Source organism: Micromonospora sp. NPDC005252, from assembly GCF_042872475.1.
Lineage (GTDB): Bacteria > Actinomycetota > Actinomycetes > Mycobacteriales > Micromonosporaceae > Micromonospora.
The window spans coordinates 159,252-177,931 of the sequence record NZ_JBIAKN010000008.1 but is presented as its reverse complement, the minus strand read 5'-3'; the positions used below and the strand labels follow the sequence as shown (position 1 = coordinate 177,931).

At 72.4% G+C, this 18,680-nt stretch carries 14 protein-coding genes; 8 read left to right on the top strand and 6 right to left on the bottom strand.

The window, feature by feature from the left end; all coding sequences use genetic code 11:
- Positions 1-31: 31 nt before the first annotated feature.
- Genes ACFYPH_RS22825 through valS form a run of 3 tightly spaced genes read left to right on the top strand, consistent with a single transcriptional unit; the run spans position 32 to position 6,410 of the window.
- Positions 32-1,912: an ABC transporter ATP-binding protein gene (locus ACFYPH_RS22825; protein ID WP_355063776.1), complete on the top strand. Its 1,881-nt coding sequence runs from the start codon at positions 32-34 to the stop codon at positions 1,910-1,912.
- Positions 1,909-3,789 (top strand): ABC transporter ATP-binding protein, encoded by a 1,881-nt coding sequence (locus ACFYPH_RS22820; RefSeq protein ID WP_354857108.1) that lies wholly within the window; start codon positions 1,909-1,911, stop codon positions 3,787-3,789. Before ACFYPH_RS22825 ends, ACFYPH_RS22820 begins: the two co-directional genes overlap by 4 nt.
- A gap of 56 nt (positions 3,790-3,845) precedes the next feature.
- Positions 3,846-6,410 (top strand): valine--tRNA ligase, encoded by a 2,565-nt coding sequence (valS, locus tag ACFYPH_RS22815; RefSeq protein WP_354857109.1) that lies wholly within the window; start codon positions 3,846-3,848, stop codon positions 6,408-6,410.
- A gap of 51 nt (positions 6,411-6,461) precedes the next feature.
- On the opposite strand, the gene ACFYPH_RS22810 is transcribed toward valS, so the two are convergent.
- The 5 genes from ACFYPH_RS22810 to ACFYPH_RS22790 all read right to left on the bottom strand — a co-directional run bounded on the left by ACFYPH_RS22810 (position 6,462) and on the right by ACFYPH_RS22790 (position 10,638).
- On the bottom strand, positions 6,462-7,106 hold the full coding sequence (locus ACFYPH_RS22810) for a hypothetical protein (protein WP_354857111.1): 645 nt from the start codon (positions 7,104-7,106) through the stop codon (positions 6,462-6,464).
- Between the two features lie 93 nt (positions 7,107-7,199).
- Entirely contained in the window at positions 7,200-7,910 is a 711-nt protein-coding gene (locus ACFYPH_RS22805; RefSeq protein WP_354857112.1) for an ABC transporter permease subunit, read from the bottom strand.
- A 4-nt stretch (positions 7,911-7,914) separates the two neighbouring features.
- A complete protein-coding gene (locus ACFYPH_RS22800) occupies positions 7,915-8,826 on the bottom strand; it encodes an ABC transporter ATP-binding protein (protein ID WP_363936936.1) in 912 nt (303 codons plus the stop codon).
- Positions 8,826-9,731 (bottom strand): ABC transporter permease, encoded by a 906-nt coding sequence (locus tag ACFYPH_RS22795; protein ID WP_354857116.1) that lies wholly within the window; start codon positions 9,729-9,731, stop codon positions 8,826-8,828. The genes ACFYPH_RS22800 and ACFYPH_RS22795 overlap by 1 nt, the downstream gene beginning before the upstream one ends.
- Positions 9,724-10,638: an ABC transporter ATP-binding protein gene (locus tag ACFYPH_RS22790; protein WP_354857119.1), complete on the bottom strand. Its 915-nt coding sequence runs from the start codon at positions 10,636-10,638 to the stop codon at positions 9,724-9,726. The genes ACFYPH_RS22795 and ACFYPH_RS22790 overlap by 8 nt, the downstream gene beginning before the upstream one ends.
- Before the next feature lie 237 nt (positions 10,639-10,875).
- On the opposite strand from ACFYPH_RS22790, the gene ACFYPH_RS22785 reads away from it, so the two are divergent.
- From ACFYPH_RS22785 to galT, 4 genes are all read left to right on the top strand, one after another.
- Positions 10,876-12,390 (top strand): glycosyltransferase family 2 protein, encoded by a 1,515-nt coding sequence (locus tag ACFYPH_RS22785; RefSeq protein ID WP_354857121.1) that lies wholly within the window; start codon positions 10,876-10,878, stop codon positions 12,388-12,390.
- An 88-nt stretch (positions 12,391-12,478) separates the two neighbouring features.
- Positions 12,479-14,008, top strand: a complete 1,530-nt coding sequence (gene cysC / locus ACFYPH_RS22780; protein WP_354857122.1) for an adenylyl-sulfate kinase — start codon at positions 12,479-12,481, stop codon at positions 14,006-14,008.
- Between the two features lie 112 nt (positions 14,009-14,120).
- On the top strand, positions 14,121-14,945 hold the full coding sequence (locus tag ACFYPH_RS22775) for a DeoR/GlpR family DNA-binding transcription regulator (protein WP_355138208.1): 825 nt from the start codon (positions 14,121-14,123) through the stop codon (positions 14,943-14,945).
- Positions 14,942-16,018, top strand: a complete 1,077-nt coding sequence (gene galT, locus ACFYPH_RS22770; RefSeq protein ID WP_355138210.1) for a galactose-1-phosphate uridylyltransferase — start codon at positions 14,942-14,944, stop codon at positions 16,016-16,018. Before ACFYPH_RS22775 ends, galT begins: the two co-directional genes overlap by 4 nt.
- Before the next feature lie 318 nt (positions 16,019-16,336).
- Here galT and ACFYPH_RS22765 read toward each other — a convergent pair whose 3' ends face one another.
- Entirely contained in the window at positions 16,337-17,554 is a 1,218-nt protein-coding gene (locus ACFYPH_RS22765; RefSeq protein WP_387184392.1) for an NADP-dependent isocitrate dehydrogenase, read from the bottom strand.
- A 137-nt stretch (positions 17,555-17,691) separates the two neighbouring features.
- On the opposite strand from ACFYPH_RS22765, the gene ACFYPH_RS22760 reads away from it, so the two are divergent.
- The gene (locus ACFYPH_RS22760) at positions 17,692-18,498 is read left to right on the top strand and encodes an MBL fold metallo-hydrolase (protein WP_387184389.1); all 807 of its coding nucleotides are present in this window, start codon (positions 17,692-17,694) and stop codon (positions 18,496-18,498) included.
- Positions 18,499-18,680 lie beyond the last annotated feature (182 nt).

Below are 18,680 nucleotides of genomic sequence, written 5' to 3'. Positions count from 1 at the left end.
CATCGACACCTATTGACGCTACCGTCGGGTAGTGCCTGTGGAGAGCGACGGCGACCGGGCCGCCCCGGTCGCCGCGGGCCGCCACCCCGTGCACAACCTCTGGCGGCTGCGCCGCTACCTGCGCCCGTACGCCGCCGAGTTCGCCTGGTTGCTGGTCGCGGGCCTTGCCGGCACGGCCGCCGGGATCGCCGTACCGCTGGTGGTGCAGCGGGTGGTGGACGGGCCGGTGGCCCGGCACGAGCCCGCCGGCCTGCTCCAGCTCGGTGGCCTGGCGCTGCTGCTCGGCGTGATCGAGGCGGTGCTCATCTTCATCCGGCGGTGGGTGCAGTCCTCCTCGGCGGTGGGCATGGAGGCGGCGCTGCGCGCCGACGTGTACGCGCACCTGCAACGGCTGCCGGCCAGCTTCCACGACCGCTGGCAGTCCGGCCAACTGCTCTCCCGGATCACCAGCGACCTGTCGGTGATCCGCCGTTTCCTCTCGTTCGGTGTCTTCTTCCTGGTGCTCAACCTGACCACCTACGTGGTGGTGGTCCTGCTGCTGATCCATCTGCACACGGCGCTCGGGCTGCTGGTCGCCGCCAGCGCCGTGCCACTGCTGCTGATCACCCGCCGCTTCGGCCGGCATTACCACACCGCGTCGCGCCGGATGCAGGACCAGCAGGGCGACGTGGCGACGCTCGTCGAGGAGACCGCGCAGGGCCTGCGCACCATGAAGGCGTACGGCCGGGGGCCCGAGTTGGCGGCCCGCTTCGCCGCGGGGACCCGGACGCTGCACGACACCGGTGTGGGCAAGGGCCGGCTGCTGGCGAACACCGCGGCGCTGCTCGACCTGGTGCCCAACGTGACCCTGGGCGTGGTGCTGGTGGCCGGGGCTGCCGCCGCCGCGCAGGGCGTGCTCACCATCGGCGAACTGGTGGCGTTCGCCAGCCTCCAACTGATGCTCATCTGGCCGGTGCAGTCGCTGGGCTGGATCATCGCCAACGGTCAGGAGGCGGCCACCGCCGCGGACCGCATCCAGGAGGTGCTGGACACTCCGCCGCAGATCGTGGACGCTCCGGACGCGCGCACGCTGGCCCGCGAGGCGATCCACGGCCGACTCCGCTTCGAACGGGTCGACTTCCGCTACCCGGGCGCCACCACCGCCGTACTGCACGGAATCGACCTGACCATCGAGCCGGGCGAGACGGTGGCCCTGGTCGGGGCCACCGGCTGCGGCAAGAGCACGCTGCTCTCCCTGGTGCCCCGGCTGCACGAGGTGACCGGCGGCCGGATCACCCTGGACGGGCACGACCTGCGCGAGCTGCGGCTGGCCTCGCTGCGCCGACTGGTCGGGGTGGCGTTCGAGGAGCCCACGCTCTTCTCCATGTCGGTGTGGGAGAACCTCACCCTGGGTCGCCCGGACGCCGACGACGACGAGGTCCGGGCCGCCCTCGCGCTGGCCCAGGCCGATTTCGCGTACGACCTGCCGTGGGGTCTGGCCACCCGGGTGGGTGAGCAGGGGTTGTCCCTCTCCGGCGGCCAGCGGCAGCGGTTGGCGCTGGCGCGGGCGGTGCTCGGCCGACCGGCGCTGCTGGTGCTCGACGACCCCCTGTCCGCCCTCGACGTGCACACCGAGGCGCTGGTGGAGGCGGCGCTGCGGCAGGTCCTGCGGGCCAGCACCGCGCTTTTGGTGGTGCACCGGCCGTCGACTATCGCGCTGGCCGACCGCGTCGCCCTGCTCGACGGTGGACGGATCTCCGCGATCGGCCGGCACTCCGAACTGCTGGCCAGCGTGCCCGCCTACCGGGCGTTGCTCGCCGCCGAGCCGCCGCCCGCGCAGCCGGCCGGCGCCACCAACCCGGAACTGGGGCACACCCGGGCGGCGGGGCCCGGCGCGTCCACCCCGGACGGCTGGGGGCTGGTGCGCTCGTGAACTCCCCGCAGCAGGTCGACCCGCCTCCCGCCGAGGAGCCGGAGCTGACCCGCTGGCGGGGAACGGCCACCGACCCGGAGGCCGACCGGAGTCGGGCCGAGGAGACCACCCCGGAGGCGGTGGCCCGGCTGCGCCGGCACAGTCGAGCCCTGCTGGCCCATCTGCTCCGCCCGCACCGGAGAGGGCTCGCCGCGGCGGTCGGCCTGCTGCTGGCGCAGAACGCTGCCGCGATGGCCGGTCCGTACCTGGTCATGGTCGGCATCGACCGGGCCATCGCGCCGCTGCGCGCCGGGAACGCGGTCCCGCTGGCCGCCGTCGGCGGCGCGTTCGCCGTCGCCGCCGTGACCGAGTACGCGGCCCGCCGCGGTTTCCTCACCCTCAGCGCCCGGATCGGCCAGGCGGTCCTCCTCGACCTGCGGCAGCGGGTGTTCGGGCACTTCCTGCGACTGTCGGTGGGCTTTCACGAGCGGTACACGTCGGGCCGGATGGTGTCCCGACTCACCAGTGACCTGGATTCGATCGCCGAACTGGTCGACGGCGGGATCGACAGCCTGGTGCTGGCCGCGTTGTCGATCCTGTCGGTGGCCGCCATCCTGCTCTGGCTGGACCTGCCGCTGGCCGCGGTGACGCTGTTCGCGTTCCCGTTCCTGTTCTACCTCTCCCGCTGGTTCGCGCGGGCCTCGGCCGGCGCGTACCGGCGGACCCGGGAGGCCGTGGCGCTGGTCATCGTGCACTTCGTCGAGTCGATGCGGGGTATCCGCGCGGTGCAGACGTTCCGCCGGGAGCCCCGCAACCAGCGGATCTTCGTGGCGCTCGGGGACGACTACCGGCGCACCAGCCTGCACGCGTTCCGGCTGATCGCCACGTACTCGCCGGCGATCAAGCTGATCGGCAACGTCACGGTCGCGGTCGTGCTCTGCTACGGCGGATGGCGGGTGCTCGGCGGGCGGACAGAGGTCGGTGTGCTCGCCGCGTTCCTGCTCTACCTGCGCCGCTTCTTCGAGCCGATGCAGGAGCTGAGCCAGTTCTACAACTCGTTGCAGTCGGCGACGGCGGCGCTGGAGAAGCTGGCCGGGGTGCTCGACGAGCGGCCTGCCGTGGCCGAACCCGCCCGGCCGGTGTCGCTGCCGACCGGCCCCGGTCACGGTGAGCTGACCTTCCGGGGCGTCTCCTTCGGCTACCGCGCCGGCACGCCCATCCTCGCCGGGCTGGACCTGACCGTGCCGGCCGGGCAGACGGTGGCGCTGATCGGGCCGACCGGCGCGGGCAAGTCGACCATCGCCAAGCTGGTCGCCCGGTTCCACGACCCGGACGCCGGCGCGGTCCTGCTGGACGGGATCGACCTGCGCGAGGCGGCCGACGCCGACCTGCGCCGCGCGGTGGTGCTGGTGACCCAGGAGAACCACCTGTTTAGCGGCACCGTCGCGGAGAACATCCGGTTCGGCCGGCCGGACGCCGACGACGCCGCCGTGCGGGCCGCCGCCGAGGCGATCGGCGCGCACGACTTCATCGCCGCGCTGCCCGACGGGTACGCGACGCAGGTGCACCGGCGCGGCGGGCGGCTCTCCGCCGGGCAGCGGCAGCTGGTCGCGTTCGCCCGGGCGTTCCTGGCCGACCCGACCGTGCTGATCCTCGACGAGGCGACGTCGTCACTGGACGTGCCGACCGAACGGCTCGTGCAGCGGGCGCTCGGCACCATCCTGCGGGACCGCACCGCGCTGGTGATCGCGCACCGGCTCTCCACTGTGGAGACCGCGGACCGGGTGCTCGTCCTCGACGGCGGGCAGGTCGTCGAGGACGGCCCACCGGCCGTGCTGGCCGCCACCGACGGTCGCTACGCGGCGCTGCACCGGCAGTGGCGCGACTCGCTCGTGTAGAGCCGGCGATGCGCAAGTCCGTGGCTCGACACCCTGCTGATGCCTACGATCGGCAGATGACCGATACGGCGAGGACGGCCCGCGCCGGCGTTCCCGAGCGTCCGAGTCTGGACGGGCTCGAGGAGCGCTGGGCGCACCGCTGGCAGGAGGAGGGCACGTACGCGTTCGACCGCTCGAAGAAGCGTGTTGACGTGTACGCCATCGACACCCCGCCGCCGACCGTATCGGGCGAGCTGCACATGGGGCACGTCTACTCGTACACGCACACCGACACCGTCGCCCGCTACCAGCGGATGCGCGGCAAAGCCGTGTTCTACCCGATGGGCTGGGACGACAACGGCCTGCCCACCGAACGTCGGGTGCAGAACGTCTACGGGGTGCGCTGCGACCCCGCCCTGCCGTACGACCCGGTGTGGCGGCCCCCGGCCACCCCGATCGACGAGGCCGCGCGCCGCGACCCCACCCCGATCTCGCGGCGCAACTTCATCGAGCTGTGCGAGCGACTGACGGTCGCCGACGAGCAGGTCTTCGAGGCCCTCTGGCGGCGACTCGGGCTCTCGGTGGACTGGTCGCTGACGTACACGACGATCGGTCGGGTGGCCCGCGCCACCAGCCAGCGGGCGTTCGTGCGCAACCTGCTGCGGGGTGAGGCGTACCAGGCGGAGGCGCCGACGCTGTGGGACGTCGGCTTCGCCACCGCGGTCGCCCAGGCCGAGCTGGAGGACCGGGGGCGCCCCGGCGCCTACCACCGGCTGCGGTTCACCGGGCCGGGCGGGCGCGAGGTGCTCGTCGACACCACCCGGCCGGAGCTGTTGCCGGCCTGCGTCGCGCTGGTCTGCCACCCCGACGACGAGCGGTACGCCGACCTGGTGGGTCAGACGGTGCGCAGCCCGCTGTTCGACGTCGAGGTGCCGGTGTACGCCCATCCGCTCGCCGACCCCGCCAAGGGCACCGGCATCGCCATGGTCTGCACGTTCGGCGACCTGAGCGACGTCACCTGGTGGCGGGATCTCGACCTCGACACCCGGGTGGTCATCGGCCGCGACGGTCGGCTGCTTCCGGAGCCGCCGGCCGGGGTGCCCGCGGCGCCGTACGCGGCGCTGGCCGGGCGTACCGTCAACGGCGCCCGCCGGGAGATCGTCGGGATGCTCGCCGACGCCGGTGACCTGATCGGCGAGCCACGCCCGATCACCCACCCGGTCAAGTTCTACGAACGCGGCGACCGGCCACTGGAGATCGTCTCGACCCGCCAGTGGTATCTGCGCAACGGCGGGCGGGACGCCGACCTGCGGGCGACGCTGCTGGCCCGGGGCGCGGAGCTGCACTGGGTGCCGGCGCACATGAAGCACCGCTACGACAACTGGGTGAGCGGCCTGACCGGGGACTGGCTGGTCAGTCGGCAGCGCTTCTTCGGCGTGCCGGTGCCGGTGTGGTACCGGCTCGACGACGCTGGCGAGCCGGACTGGTCCCACCCTCTCACGCCCGACGAGTCCGCGCTGCCAGTCGACCCGTCCAGTGATCCGGCGCCCGGCTACGACGAGTCGCAGCGCGGCCAACCGGACGGTTTCCTCGGCGACCCGGACGTGCTGGACACCTGGGCCACGTCGTCGCTGACCCCGCAGATCGTCGGTGGCTGGGAGACCGACCCGGCCCTGTTCGCGCAGGTCTTTCCGATGGACCTGCGCCCGCAGGGTCAGGAGATCATCCGGACCTGGCTGTTCGACACCGTGGTCCGATCGCACTTCGAGCACGGGGTGCTGCCCTGGCGGGACACCGTGCTGTCGGGCTGGATCCTCGACCCGGACCACAAGAAGATGGCCAAGTCCAAGGGCAACGTGGTCACCCCGCTGGCGCTGCTGGAGCAGCACGGCTCGGACGCGGTGCGCTACTGGGCGGCCAGCGGCAAGCCCGGCATGGACCTGGCCTTCGACCCGGCGCAGATCAAGGTCGGCCGGCGGCTGGCCACCAAGCTGCTCAACGCGTCGAAGTTCGCGCTCGGCCTGGGCGCCGGGGACGCGTTGCGCGCACCGGCGACCGCCCCGCTGGACCGGGCCATGCTCGCCGAACTGGCCACCGTGGTCAGCGCCGCGGGCACCGCCTTCGACTCCTACGACCACACGGCCGCGTTGCAGGCCACCGAGTCGTTCTTCTGGCGCTTCTGCGACGACTACATCGAGTTGGTCAAGGAGCGGGCGTACGGCACCGGAGCGGCTGCCGACTCGGCGCGGGCCGCGCTGGCCTGCGCGCTGTCGGTGCAGCTACGGCTGTTCGCCCCGGTGCTGCCGTACGTCACCGAGGAGATCTGGTCGTGGTGGCGGTACGGGTCGGTGCACCGCGCGCCCTGGCCCACCACCTACGAGGTGGCCCGGACGATCGAGGGGACGGGAGAGCCGGCGCTGCTGCGGCTCGCCGGTGACGCGTTGGGCCAGGTGCGGCGGGCCAAGTCGGAGCGGAAGCTGTCCATGAAGGCGGAGGTGCCGTTGGCCGAGGCACTGGGCCCGGCGGCGCTGCTGGAGCAGCTCACCCTGGTCGCCGACGACCTGCGCGCGGCCGGTCGGATCGGCAAGCTCGACCTGCTGCCCGACCGCACCCCGGAACTCGTCATCGCCTGCGCCTTCTGACCGAAGTCCGCCGCCGCCCGCACCGACCGGCGGCGGCGGCGGACCGGTCGTTCACCAGCCGCGCAGGAAGCGCAGGCCGAGCAGGATGGCCGCCACGGCGGGGCCGACCAGCAGGGTGATCGCCTGGAGGCGGTACGGCATCCGATGCCGGGTCAGCTCGCCCGCGTTGCCCAGCACGATCGCCCCGGCCAGCATCAGGAACACGCCCCACCAGCCCGTCTCCAGGTGGATGAGACGGATGTGGATCAGTTGCAGGGTCACACCGAGCAGCGCGCCGGTGAGCGCGAGCAGCGCCACCGCGCGGTGCAGGCCACGGGCCAGGGGGTGGGCGGCCCGCCAGCCGTACGTGCCGGCGACCGCCAGGCAGGGCAGCACCACCAGCAGCGGCCAGCCCTGCCCCATCGCCCCGAACATCAGCAACGCACCCACCACGAACACCAGCGTGCCGACGCAGGCGATGACGTACCCGGCGAAGGCCCGACCGCCGCCGCGGGCCAGCAACGGCCCGCCGCTGGCCGCGATCAGCGCGGCCGGGATCAGGATGAAGCCGGCCCACCAGTGGAACCGGCCGCTGCCCTGGGCGGCCGTCGCGACCGTCGCGCACGCCAGCCCGGCGACCGCCAGGCTGGTGAGCCACGGCCGGCTGCTCCGCGAGTACGGCTCAGCCAACGATGTCCACTCCGCTTCGACGCTCACACCAGTCAGCCTGGGCCCCGGCACCCCGGCCGGTCCATCCGGCCAGCCCTACCCGTTGCGGGAGGCTGGCCGGAACCGTACCCCGCATGTGCCTCAGCTCGTCTCGCCGGCCACGCTGAACGAGCGCAGGCGGTCGATCGCCAGCACGGTGAAGCCGACACTGACCAACGCGGTCATCACGGAGGCGACCGGCACCGACACGGTGGTCTCCAGCAGCCCGCTGGGGGCGAGCCGGTCGGCGAGGGCGATCACGTACTGCTGGATGGAGAGCACCTTCGTGCCGCTGACGAAGTTGCCCAGCAGCCCCTCCCAGATGAGCACGTAGACGAGGCCGAGCAGCACCGGACGCCGGGTGACGAGGCTGAGCGCGAGGAACAGCGCCGAGTACGCCAGCGCGCCGAGCGCCGCCGCGAACGCCAGGGCCAGACCGAGGCGTACCGAATCGGCCAGCACGCCCGCGACGTAGAGCGGCACCGCGACGGTGGCCGCGGTGACCCCGGCGGCGACCGCGAGCTTCGGCAGCACGATCTGCCAGCGCGGCAGCGGCTTGGTCAGGATGTGCACGACGGTGCCGTCGTCGATCTCCGCGCCCAGCACGCCGGTGCCGATGATCAACGCAACCACCGGCAGCACCACCGCCAGGCCGAGGCCGACCAGCACCGGCGGCCCCCACTCGCCCGGGTCCACGCCCAGCGACCGGCAGAGGATGGCCAGCCCGAGCAGCACCAACGGCAGCGGGAGCAGCAGCAGGAACCGGCGCCGGCCGAACAGCCCGCGCGCGGTGATCCAGGTAATGGTCGACATGTTCTCAGGCCTCCACCAGGTAGGAGAAGACGCTCTCCAGGGACTCGTCGGACGGCACCAGCTGGCGCACCCGGATGCCCTTGTTCAGGGCGATCCGGGGCAACGCCCGGGTGAAGGCGCCGTAGTCGCCGGCGCGTACGGTCAGGCCGGTGCGGTCCAGCTCGACGCCACTCACCGACGCCTCGGCGATCAGGGCCACGGCCAGCGCCCGATCGTCGGTGGAGCGCACCGCGAAGACGTGCGGGCGGTTGGTCATCAGCCGACGGATGGTCCGGAAGTCGCCGGAGGCCGCCAGTCGACCGGCCACCATCACCTGCACCGTCCCGGAGACCTGCTCGACCTCCTCCAGGATGTGCGAGCTGAACAGGATCGTCCGGCCGGCGTCGCCGAGGCTGTGCAGCAGATCCATCATGTGCAGCCGCTGACGCGGGTCCATGCCGTTGAACGGCTCGTCGAGCAGCAGCACCTGCGGGTCGTGCACCAGCGCCGCGGCCACCCGGGCTCGCTGGCGCATGCCCTTGGAGTACGTGCCGATCCGGCGGTCCTGCGCCGACTCCAGCTCCACCAGGTCGATGGCCCGTCGCGCCGCCGCCGCCGGGTCGGCCAACCGGTGCAGCTTCGCGCTGGCGAGCACGAACTCGTACGCGGTCAGGAAACTCTGCACCGCCTCCCGCTCGCTGACCAGCCCCAGCCGGCGGTAGACGTCGGGGTTGCGCCAGGTCGGCTCGTCGTCGAGGGTCACCGTGCCGCGCGACGGGGCGAGGAACCCGGCCATCATGTGCAGCAGCGTGGTCTTGCCGGCGCCGTTCGGACCGAGCAGACCGGTCACGCCCGGCCCGAGGGCCATGCTGATGTCGTTGACGGCCACCACGTTGCCGTACCACCGGGACACCCCGGTCAGGCTCAGCGTGCTCATCAGGAGGCGACCTTCCGGTAGCGGGCCAGCAGGAGGGCGGTCGCGCCGGCGACCAGCAGCACCGCGACCAGGGCGTAGACCGGGCCGAAGTCGCCGATCATCATCTCGCCCGGATCGCCCTCGACCAGCAGGTCACCCAGCGACCAGATGCCCACCCCCTGCACGAGGGTGGAGGGCGAGGCCAGGCCGGCCAGTTCGTTGGCCGTGTTCGACGGCAGGATGCTCAGCACGCCCACGATCGGCGTGGTCATCAAAAAGACCGCGACCACCCCGCCCGCGGCGAAGGCGCGCTTGCCGGTCAGCGAGGCGACCAGCAGCCCGACCGAGGCGAAGACCACCGCCCACAGGCCGGCGTAGAGCAGGCCGGGAAGCAGGTCGAGCAGTTCGTTCCAGACCCCGCGCATGCCCTGCTTGGTGGTGAACGCGGCACCCAGGAACATCACCAGCTGCGGCCCGCCGAGCAGCAGCCAGAGGCCGGTGACCAGCGCCAGCAACTTGGCGAGCGCGTAGTCGGCGCGCGGCAGCGGCCGGGAGAAGTACAGCGGCAGCACACCGCTGCGCAGGTCCCGGGAGACCAGCTCCGGCGCGGCCACCGCGACGAAGAACAGGACCAGCCAGCTCATCGCGTCGGCGAACTGGGCGTACGTGGCGACCGGCTCGCCGAGCTGGCTGCGGACGGCGGCCAGGGCCACCGCGACCAGGGTGACGATGCCGACCACCAGCCACGGGAAGATCTTGGCCTTGGCGCTGCGCCCGAACCCGAAGATGGTGCGCAGCCCGTGCAGGTAGAGCGCGCCGAAGACGTGCCGACGGCCCAGCCGTGGGCCCTCGTAGCGCTGATAGCCGATGTCGTGGATGACGCCGGTCGGTGTGGGCCGCACGGCGGCGGATGACAGCTCAGGCATGGGTGAGCTCCCTCGTGGCGAAGAGTTCGGCCACCCGGTGCCGGCGCTGGTCCAGCCGGTGCAGCGGCAGGTCCAGTTCGGCGACCGCGCCGAGGATCAGGTCGTAGGTGCTGTCGTCGGCGAGCGGTACGAGCAGCAACCGGCCGTCCCGCGCCACCGGCAGGTCGAGCGCCGCGAGCCGGGCGGCCAACTCCTCGGTGCCCTCGCTGACCTCGACGGCCAGCACGTCGGTGGCCGAGGTCATCGCGGAGATGTGATCCGCACGCAGCAGCCGGCCACCGTCGATGGCGATCAGCGTGTCGCAGATCCGCTCGACCTCGCCGAGCAGGTGTGAGCACACCAGCACGGAGATGCCGAACTCGGTGCCGATCCGGTGCACCAGCGCCAGCATCGCGTCCCGACCGGCCGGGTCCAGCCCGTTGGTCGGCTCGTCGAGCAGCAGCAGGTCCGGGTCGTGCACCAGCGCCTGGGCCAGCTTGACCCGCTGCTTCATGCCGGTGGAGTAGCCGCCGACCGGGCGGTAGCGCTCCTCGTAGAGCCCGACGTGGCGCAGCGCCTCCGAGGCGCGCTCGCGGGCCGCGGTGCGCGGCAGGCCACTCATCCGGCCGAGGTGGGTCACCAGCTCGGCGGCGGACAGGTCCGGTGGGAGGCAGTCGTGCTCGGGCATGTAGCCGACGCGGGCACGGACCGCCGCCGGTTCGGTGGTCGGGTCGATGTCGAGCACCGAGACCTGACCGCTGGTCGGGGCGATCAGGCCGAGCAGAATCTTGATCAAGGTGGATTTGCCGGCGCCGTTCGCGCCCACCAGGCCGATGATCCCGGGCTCGACGGCGACGGTGAGGTCGGTGAGCGCGGTGACCCGACCTCCGTACGTCTTGGTGAGCGACTGGGTCGCGATCAGTGTCACGACGCCAGCGTAGGGAGTCGATGCCCCGCACCGACACCGGCGCGCCCCCGGTGCTCCCCTGATCCTCGCGGCGACCCACCCCTAAGGTCCGCCGACGGCGACGATGAACGTTTGCGCCGGTCGTGCGTTCGGCCAGACCCCGCTGCCGGAAAGTCCCCTGCCGGGTGGCACGATTCACTTCCCGTTCACCGGGCAGTGTTCCGGGGGATATTCGACCGCCAAAGCGGAAGGATCGTGATGGTCGAGGTTGGCGTCCCCAAGGTGAGTGTCGTGGTGCCCGCGTACAACTGCGGCCCCCACATCGAGAAGCTGGTGGCGTCGCTGCTGCGCCAGTCGCTACCGGCCGACGAGTTCGAGGCGATCTTCGTCGATGACGGATCGACCGACGACACGGGCAAGCGGCTGGACCGGCTGGCGGCCGAGCACCCGCACATCCACGTGGTGCACATCGAGAACTCGGGCTGGCCGTCGCGCCCGCGCAACCTCGGCATCGAGCGGGCCCGCGGCGAGTACGTCTTCTTCGCCGACGACGACGACTGGTTCGCCGACCAGGCGCTGGAACGGCTCTACGACTGCGCGAAGACGTACGACGCGGATGTGGTGATCGGCAAGATGGCCGGGCACGGGCGCGGCGTGCCCCGGGAGCTGTTCCGCAAGAACCGCTTCGACGCCACCCTGGCGAACGCCCCGCTGATCGACAGCCTGACCTGCCACAAGCTGTTCCGCCGCTCCTTCCTCGACGAGCACGGGCTGCGGTTCCCGGAGGGCGGCAAGCGGCGGCTCGAGGACCACTCCCTGGTCGTACGGGCCTACTTCCTGTCCCGCCGCACCTGCGTGCTGTCCGACTACACCTGCTACCACCACGCGCAGCGGGGCGACGCCCGCAACGTCACCGCGGCGCGGCTGGAGCCGTCGAGCTACTTCGCGAGCGTGCGCGACGCGCTGGACATCGTCGACGCCCACACCGAACCGGGACCGCTGCGCGACCGGCTGCACCGGCGGTGGCTGCGCAACGAGATGATCAACCGGCTGCGCGGCAAGCGACTGCTGGAGGCTCCCCACGACTGGGTGGACCAGGTCGCCGCCGAGGTCCAGAAGATCATCCAGGAGCGCTTCGCTCCCGGGGTAGCCGGCGGCCTGCCGCCGCTGCAACGGGCCGTGGCGTACCTGACCGAGCGGGGCCGGGTCGAGGACCTGCGGCGGCTGGCCCGGTGGGAGGCGGGCATCGCCGGGCACGGCCGGATCGACGAGCTCCAGCCGGACGAGCACGCCGTCACGGTCACCGTTGCCGCCGAGCTGCGCTCCGCGGACCAGCCGATCGGGTTCCGCGCCGACGACGGGCGCGACGTGCTGGTGCTTCCGGTCGGTGAGATCTCCCCCGACGTGCTCGACTCCACCGCGCAGGTCCGCAAGGCCCGCCTCGACGTGGTCGCCCGCCGCCGGGAGACCGGCGACGAGATCTTCCTGCCGGTGCAGTTCCAGACCGAGCGGGTCGCCGGTCCCGGCGGCGCGGAGACCGTCCACCTGGTGCACCGCGCCACCACCACGATCGACTTCCGCGCCCTCAACGGCGGTCGTACGCGGGGCAGTTGGCTCCTCAAGGCACGGATCACCAACGCCGGATGGACCGAGGACGCGCGGCTGCCGCTGCTCTTCATCTGCCCGGCCGACGGCGCGCCCCCGCGGATCCGCGACGAGCGAAAGGTCTGGAACTGGCTGCGGTCCGCGGTGGGTCGCCGGGTCCGTCGCTGACCCGACCGTCCGGGTCGTGGAGTGGCGGCCTCGACCGATCGGCGGTCGGCTGCGAAACTGTGTGCCGGTCAGCGAGTGGGGGGTGTGGATGAGCAACGGCTGGGTGCTGCCCGACGAGGTGCTCCGGGACGCGCCGGCGTACACGCCGCGTCCCGGTGAGCTCGCGGATCTGGAGCTGCTGCTGACCGGCGCGTACGCCCCCCTGACCGGCTTCATGACCCGCGCCGACCTGGTGTCGGTGAGCCGACGCGGCCGGCTGGCCGACGGCACGCCGTGGCAGGTTCCGGTGACCCTGCAGGTGCCGGCCGCGCTGGCGCAGGGCTTCGACCCGCGCGATGAGGCCCGCCGGGCCCTGGTGCTGACCGACGGCGAGGGGGCGCCGGTCGCCGCCCTGGACGTCGCGGACGTCTGGCCGGTACGCGAGGGCGTGGCGGGCCTGGGTGGCCAGCTCCGCCGGCTCGGCGAGGGCGGTCACGGCCCGTTCCAGCGGTTGCGGCGCAGCCCGGAGGAGGTCCGCGCGCTGCTGCCTCCGGGTCGGGTGCTCGGGGTCATCGCCGACCGTCCGCTGCACCGGCCGCAGCTCGCCCAGATCGCGCACGCGGCCCGCACCCTGGCCGCGCACCTGCTGGTGATGATCCCGGTCGGCGAGGGCGGTGTCGGCGGGCTCGCACCGGAGGCGCTGGTGCGTACGATCTTCGCCGCCCGGGACCGGATGCCCCCGGCCACCCTGGTGGCCGTGCCGCTGTCGCATCGGCGGGAGGAGATCAGCGACGCGCTGCTGCGTGCGCGCGTCTCCGCCGCGTACGGGGTCACCCACCTGCTCTCGACCGGGGACATGCTCTCCGGCGCCGGGCTGCGGGTGCTGGTGCCGCGCGAGCTGGCGTACGACAACCGGGACGGGCAGTGGCGCTGGCGGGAGGACATCCCGCCGCGCAACCGCCGCCTCGCGCTCACCCAGGACGAGATCGACGACCTGCTCGACCGGGGCTTCCCGCTGCCGGAGTGGCACACGCCTCCGGCGGTGGCGAAGGAGTTGGCTCGGGCCCGGCCGCCGCGCCGGCACCGGGGGCTGGTGGTCTTCCTGACCGGCCTCTCCGGCTCCGGCAAGTCCACCATCGCCCGGGGGCTGGCGGACGCGTTGCGGGAGAACGGCGACCGGACGGTGACCCTGCTCGACGGGGACGTGGTACGTCGGGAGCTCTCCGCCGGGCTGGGCTTCAGCAAGGCCGACCGGGATCTCAACGTCCGGCGGATCGGCTGGGTGGCGGCCGAGATCGCCCGGCACCACGGGGTGAGCATCTGTTGCCCGATCGCCCCGTACGCGGCCGCCCGCGCGACGGCGCGGGAGATGGCCCTGTCCGCCGGGGCGGGCTTCGTGCTGGTGCACGTCGCGACGCCGCTGGAGGTGTGCGAGCAGCGGGACCGCAAGGGCCTGTACGCGCGGGCCCGCGCCGGTCTGCTCACCGGCATGACCGGCATCGACGACCCGTACGAGGAGCCGACGGACGCGGACCTGGTGCTCGACACCACCCACCTGAGCGTCGCGGACGCGGTGCAGGCCGTGCTGCACCACCTGACCGAGAGCGGCTGGGTGGAGTTGAAGATCCAGTCGGCCTGAGGCGTCGTCCCACCCCTTTCCTTCCGCCGGTTCCGGGCACGCGCTAGTGTTCATCTTTGTTGGAACACGTTCGACCGCGTGAGAGTACGTGGACCCCTGGGAGGCACGGCTGATGCTCGCTCAGCAGCGGCAGTCGGCGATCCTGGATCGGGTCCGGTCCGCCGGTGGCGTTCGGGTGACCGACCTGGCGACCGAGTTCGGCGTCTCCGACATGACCATTCGCCGCGACCTGGAGGCCCTGCACGAGCGCGGCCTGCTGGCCAAGGTGCACGGCGGCGCCACCGCGACCGGCCCCAGCTCGACCGACGAGCCGGGCTTCCACGCCAAGTCGGTCCGGCAACTGCCGGAGAAGGCCGCGATCGCGGACCGGGCGGCGCGGCTCGTGCGGCCCGGTGCGGCGGTCGCCCTCTCCGCCGGCACCACCACCGCCGAACTGGCCCGCCGACTGGTGGACGTTCCCGGCTTGACCGTGGTAACCAACTCGCTCCCGGTGGCCGAGATCCTGCACGCCGGAGGCCGGCCCGATCAGACGGTGGTGCTCACCGGCGGCGTACGGACACCGTCGGACGCGCTGGTCGGCCCGCTCGCGGTCGGCGCCGTCCGGCGGCTGCACCTCGACCTGCTCTTCCTCGGCGTCCACGGCATCACCGAGCGGGCCGGCTTCACCACCCCGAACCTCATGGAGGCGGAGATCGACCGGGCGCTGGTGGCCGCGGCGGACCGGCTGGTGGTGCTCGCCGACCACACGAAGTGGGGCACCGTGGGCATCTCCTCGATCGTCGAGCTGTCGGCAGCCCACGTGCTGGTCAGCGACGAGGCGTTGCCCCCGCCCGCACGACGGGTACTCGGCGAACAGGTGGGCGAATTGATCATGGCAAAGGCAACAAGGGCGGGCCGCGCGACGCGCACGCCGACGAGTGAGGAGACGGCGACGTGAAGCGCACCGCGATCAACCTGGCCGACGGCCGGGAGCTGATCTACTTCGACGAGGACGACGACGCCGTCCGCGACCAGCCGGACCGCCGGGACCTGCCGCCACCGCCACCCGCGTCGCAACTGCGCTACGACCCGCTGACCGACGAGTGGGTGGCCGTGGCCGTGCACCGGCAGACCCGCACCTTCCTCCCGCCGGCGGCCGAGTGCCCGCTCGACCCCTCGGTGGGCGACCGACTGACCGAGATCCCCGCTCCGGACTACGACGTGGTGGTCTTCGAGAACCGGTTCCCGTCGTTGAGTGGCCGCGTCGCCGACGAGCCCGGGGAGATCACCCCGTTCACGCCGGTCCGGCCGGGCCTGGGCCGGTGCGAGGTGGTCTGCTTCACCTCCGACCACAACGCCTCGTTCGCCAGCCTCCCGCCGCGTCGCGTCCGCACCGTGCTGGACGCGCTCGCCGACCGGACCGAGGTGCTCGGCGAGCTGCCCGGCGTGGAGCAGGTGTTCTGCTTCGAGAACCGGGGCGTCGAGATCGGCGTCACGCTGCACCACCCGCACGGGCAGATCTACGCGTACCCCTTCGTGACGCCGCGCACCCGGGCGCTGCTGGCCGCGGCCCGCCGGCACGCCGAGCGGACCGGCGGCGGCAACCTGTACGCGGACGTGCTGGCCGCCGAGCGCGCGGCCGGCGAGCGGGTGGTCACCGAGAACGAGCACTGGACGGCGTTCGTGCCGGCGGCGGCCCGCTGGCCGTTCGAGGTGCATGTCGCGCCGCGCCGCGTGGTGCCGGACATCCCGGCGCTCACCGACAGCGAGCGGGACGCCTTCGGGCCGCTCTACCTGGATCTGCTGCGCCGCTTCGACGGCCTGTTCGACATGCCGATGCCCTACATCGCGGCGTGGCACCAGGCGCCGGTACGGATCGACCGAGAGCTGGGCCACCTGCACCTTCAGCTGTTCAGCATCCGGCGGGCGAAGGACAAGCTGAAGTACCTGGCCGGCTCCGAGTCGGGGATGGGCGTCTTCATCAACGACATCTCCCCCGAGCGCGCCGCCGAACTGCTCCGCGCCGCCTGACCCTGGCGAGCCGGCAGGGCCGGCGGTCCGGGCAGGGCCAGCGGTCGGGGCTTGGCGGAGAACAGGGCGCGGGGGGCCCGGGACAGGGCCCCCCGCAGGGAAGGGACGGCTGGCTGTGCTCGACACAGCCGGGAAGGCTGGCTGATCGGCACGCATCCGCGGTCGACCGCGGTCAACCTTCCTTGGACGCGACTGGCATCTCGTCCACCCTGGTCAACGAGGCGCGCCGGGCCGGGTGACGCCGCAGGCGTGTCAGCCGGCAGACACGCCGGAGCCCGCCGGCGGGTGCCGACGGGCTCCGGTGCTGGTGCGGTCGAATCAGGCGGCGAGCCTGCGGGCCAGGTTCTCGTCGAGCGCGTTCATGAACTCGTCGGTGGTCAGCCACGGGGCGTCGCGCGAGATGAGCAGCGCGAGGTCCTTGGTCATCTGGCCACCCTCGACGGTGTCGATGATGACCTGCTCCAGGGTGTCGGCGAACTCGGTCACCGCCGGCGTGCCGTCCAGCTTGCCCCGGTGGGCCAAGCCCCGGGTCCAGGCGTAGATCGACGCGATCGGGTTGGTCGAGGTCTTCTCGCCCTTCTGGTACTGCCGGTAGTGCCGGGTGACCGTGCCGTGCGCGGCCTCGGCCTCGACGGTACGGCCGTCCGGGGAGAGCAGGACCGAGGTCATCAGACCCAGCGAGCCGAAGCCCTGCGCCACGGTGTCGGACTGCACGTCACCGTCGTAGTTCTTGCAGGCCCAGACGTACCCGCCCTCCCACTTGAGCGCGGCGGCGACCATGTCGTCGATGAGCCGGTGCTCGTAGGTGAGGCCGGCGGCGTCGAACTCCGCCTTGAACTCGGTCTCGAACACCTCGGCGAAGATGTCCTTGAACCGGCCGTCGTACGCCTTGAGGATGGTGTTCTTGGTCGACATGTAGACCGGGTAGTTGCGGTCCAGGCCGTACCGGAACGAGGCCCGGGCGAAGTCCCGGATCGACTCGTCGTAGTTGTACATGCCCATGGCGATGCCGCCGCCGGGGAAGTTGGCGACCTCCATCTCCATCGGCGTGCCGCCGTCGGCCGGGGTGTAGGTGATGGTCACCGTGCCCGGGCCGGGGACGACGAAGTCGGTGGCCTTGTACTGGTCACCGTGGGCGTGCCGGCCGATGATGATCGGCTTGGTCCAGCCGGGGACCAGCCGCGGCACGTTGGACATGATGATCGGCTCGCGGAAGACGACGCCGCCGAGGATGTTGCGGATGGTGCCGTTGGGCGACCGCCACATCTTCTTCAGGCCGAACTCCTCGACCCGGGCCTCGTCCGGGGTGATGGTGGCGCACTTGACGCCGACGCCGTGCTCCTTGATGGCGTTGGCGGCGTCAATGGTGACCTGGTCGTCGGTCTCGTCGCGGTACTGGATCGACAGGTCGTAGTAGTGCAGGTCGACGTCGAGGTAGGGCAGGATCAGCTGCTCCCGGATCTGCTTCCAGATGATCCGGGTCATCTCGTCGCCGTCGAGCTCCACGACCGGGTTGTTTACCTTGATCTTCGCCATCGGCCGGCGCTCCTCTCGGGGGACACGTGCTCAAGCAGTACGAGCGTACTGCAATTGGGCCGGCAGCCCTCAGCCGGCCTCGACCGACCGGCGGAACCGGGCTGCACGACACAGCAGTTCCCTGACACCATCGCTCGATGCCACTTCGCCGCACCCTCGGGTCTATCACGGTTACCGCGCTCACCGACGGCGAGGGCGCCTTCTTCCAGCCCCGCGCAGAGGCGTTTCCGCACGCCACGGCGGCCCAGTGGCAGGAGGCCGACCGCCGCGACCCCGCCTCGGTCACCGCCGACGGGCGGTGGTGGCTGCCGTTTCGCAGCTTCGCGATCCGTTCGGGTGACGGGCCGGTGACCCTTGTCGACGCCGGGATCGGCCCGACCGACGCACCCGCCGCGAGCTGGGCGCCGGTGCCCGGTCGGCTGCCCGCCGAACTGGCCGCCGCCGGCATCGACCCGGCCGACGTCGACACGGTCGTGCTGACCCACCTGCACAGCGATCACATCGGCTGGGCGGTCACCGGCACACCGGGCCGCCCGTACTTCCCGAACGCCAGCTACCTGCTCCAACGCACCGAACTGGAGGCGGCGGAGGCGATCAACCCCGGGCTGCCGGCCGGGCTGATCGCGCCCTTGCGCGCCGCCGGCCAGCTCCGGGTGGTCGACGGCGAGACAACCCTGACCCCTGCGGTACGACTGCTGCCCACTCCCGGGCACACCCCCGGCCACCAGTCGGTGCTCCTGACAGCGGCCGACGAGCGAATGCTGCTCACCGGCGATCTCCTGGTGCACCTGGTGCAACTGATCGACCCCACCCTGGCGTACGCCCACGAGGTAGACCCCGACGAAGCGCGCGCCTCCCGCCTAACGGCCCTGCACACCCACAACCCCACCCTCCTAGCCACCCCCCACCTCTCCACCCCCTTCACCCCCACCCACCCGTGTTGATCAAGAGGTTTGGGTCAGAAATCGCGTTCGCGGTGACGCAAACCTCTTGATCAACGGGGTCGGGGCGGGGCGGGAGCGCAGGAGGGGGGGGGGGCCGCGGCCGGCGCGCCCCGCCCGCGTGGGGCGGGGGAGACCAATACAGAGGGCAAGTGCGGCGCGTGGGGGCGAGGGACCCCGGCGCG

Coding starts and splice junctions, on each gene's coding strand:
- ACFYPH_RS22765 (WP_387184392.1), bottom strand. CDS start 17,554: ATGGCGAAGATCAAGGTAAACAACCCGGTCGTGGAGCTCGACGGCGAC.
- valS (WP_354857109.1), top strand. CDS start 3,846: ATGACCGATACGGCGAGGACGGCCCGCGCCGGCGTTCCCGAGCGTCCG.
- cysC (WP_354857122.1), top strand. CDS start 12,479: ATGAGCAACGGCTGGGTGCTGCCCGACGAGGTGCTCCGGGACGCGCCG.
- ACFYPH_RS22805 (WP_354857112.1), bottom strand. CDS start 7,910: ATGTCGACCATTACCTGGATCACCGCGCGCGGGCTGTTCGGCCGGCGC.
- ACFYPH_RS22795 (WP_354857116.1), bottom strand. CDS start 9,731: ATGCCTGAGCTGTCATCCGCCGCCGTGCGGCCCACACCGACCGGCGTC.
- ACFYPH_RS22800 (WP_363936936.1), bottom strand. CDS start 8,826: ATGAGCACGCTGAGCCTGACCGGGGTGTCCCGGTGGTACGGCAACGTG.
- ACFYPH_RS22785 (WP_354857121.1), top strand. CDS start 10,876: ATGGTCGAGGTTGGCGTCCCCAAGGTGAGTGTCGTGGTGCCCGCGTAC.
- ACFYPH_RS22760 (WP_387184389.1), top strand. CDS start 17,692: ATGCCACTTCGCCGCACCCTCGGGTCTATCACGGTTACCGCGCTCACC.
- ACFYPH_RS22775 (WP_355138208.1), top strand. CDS start 14,121: ATGCTCGCTCAGCAGCGGCAGTCGGCGATCCTGGATCGGGTCCGGTCC.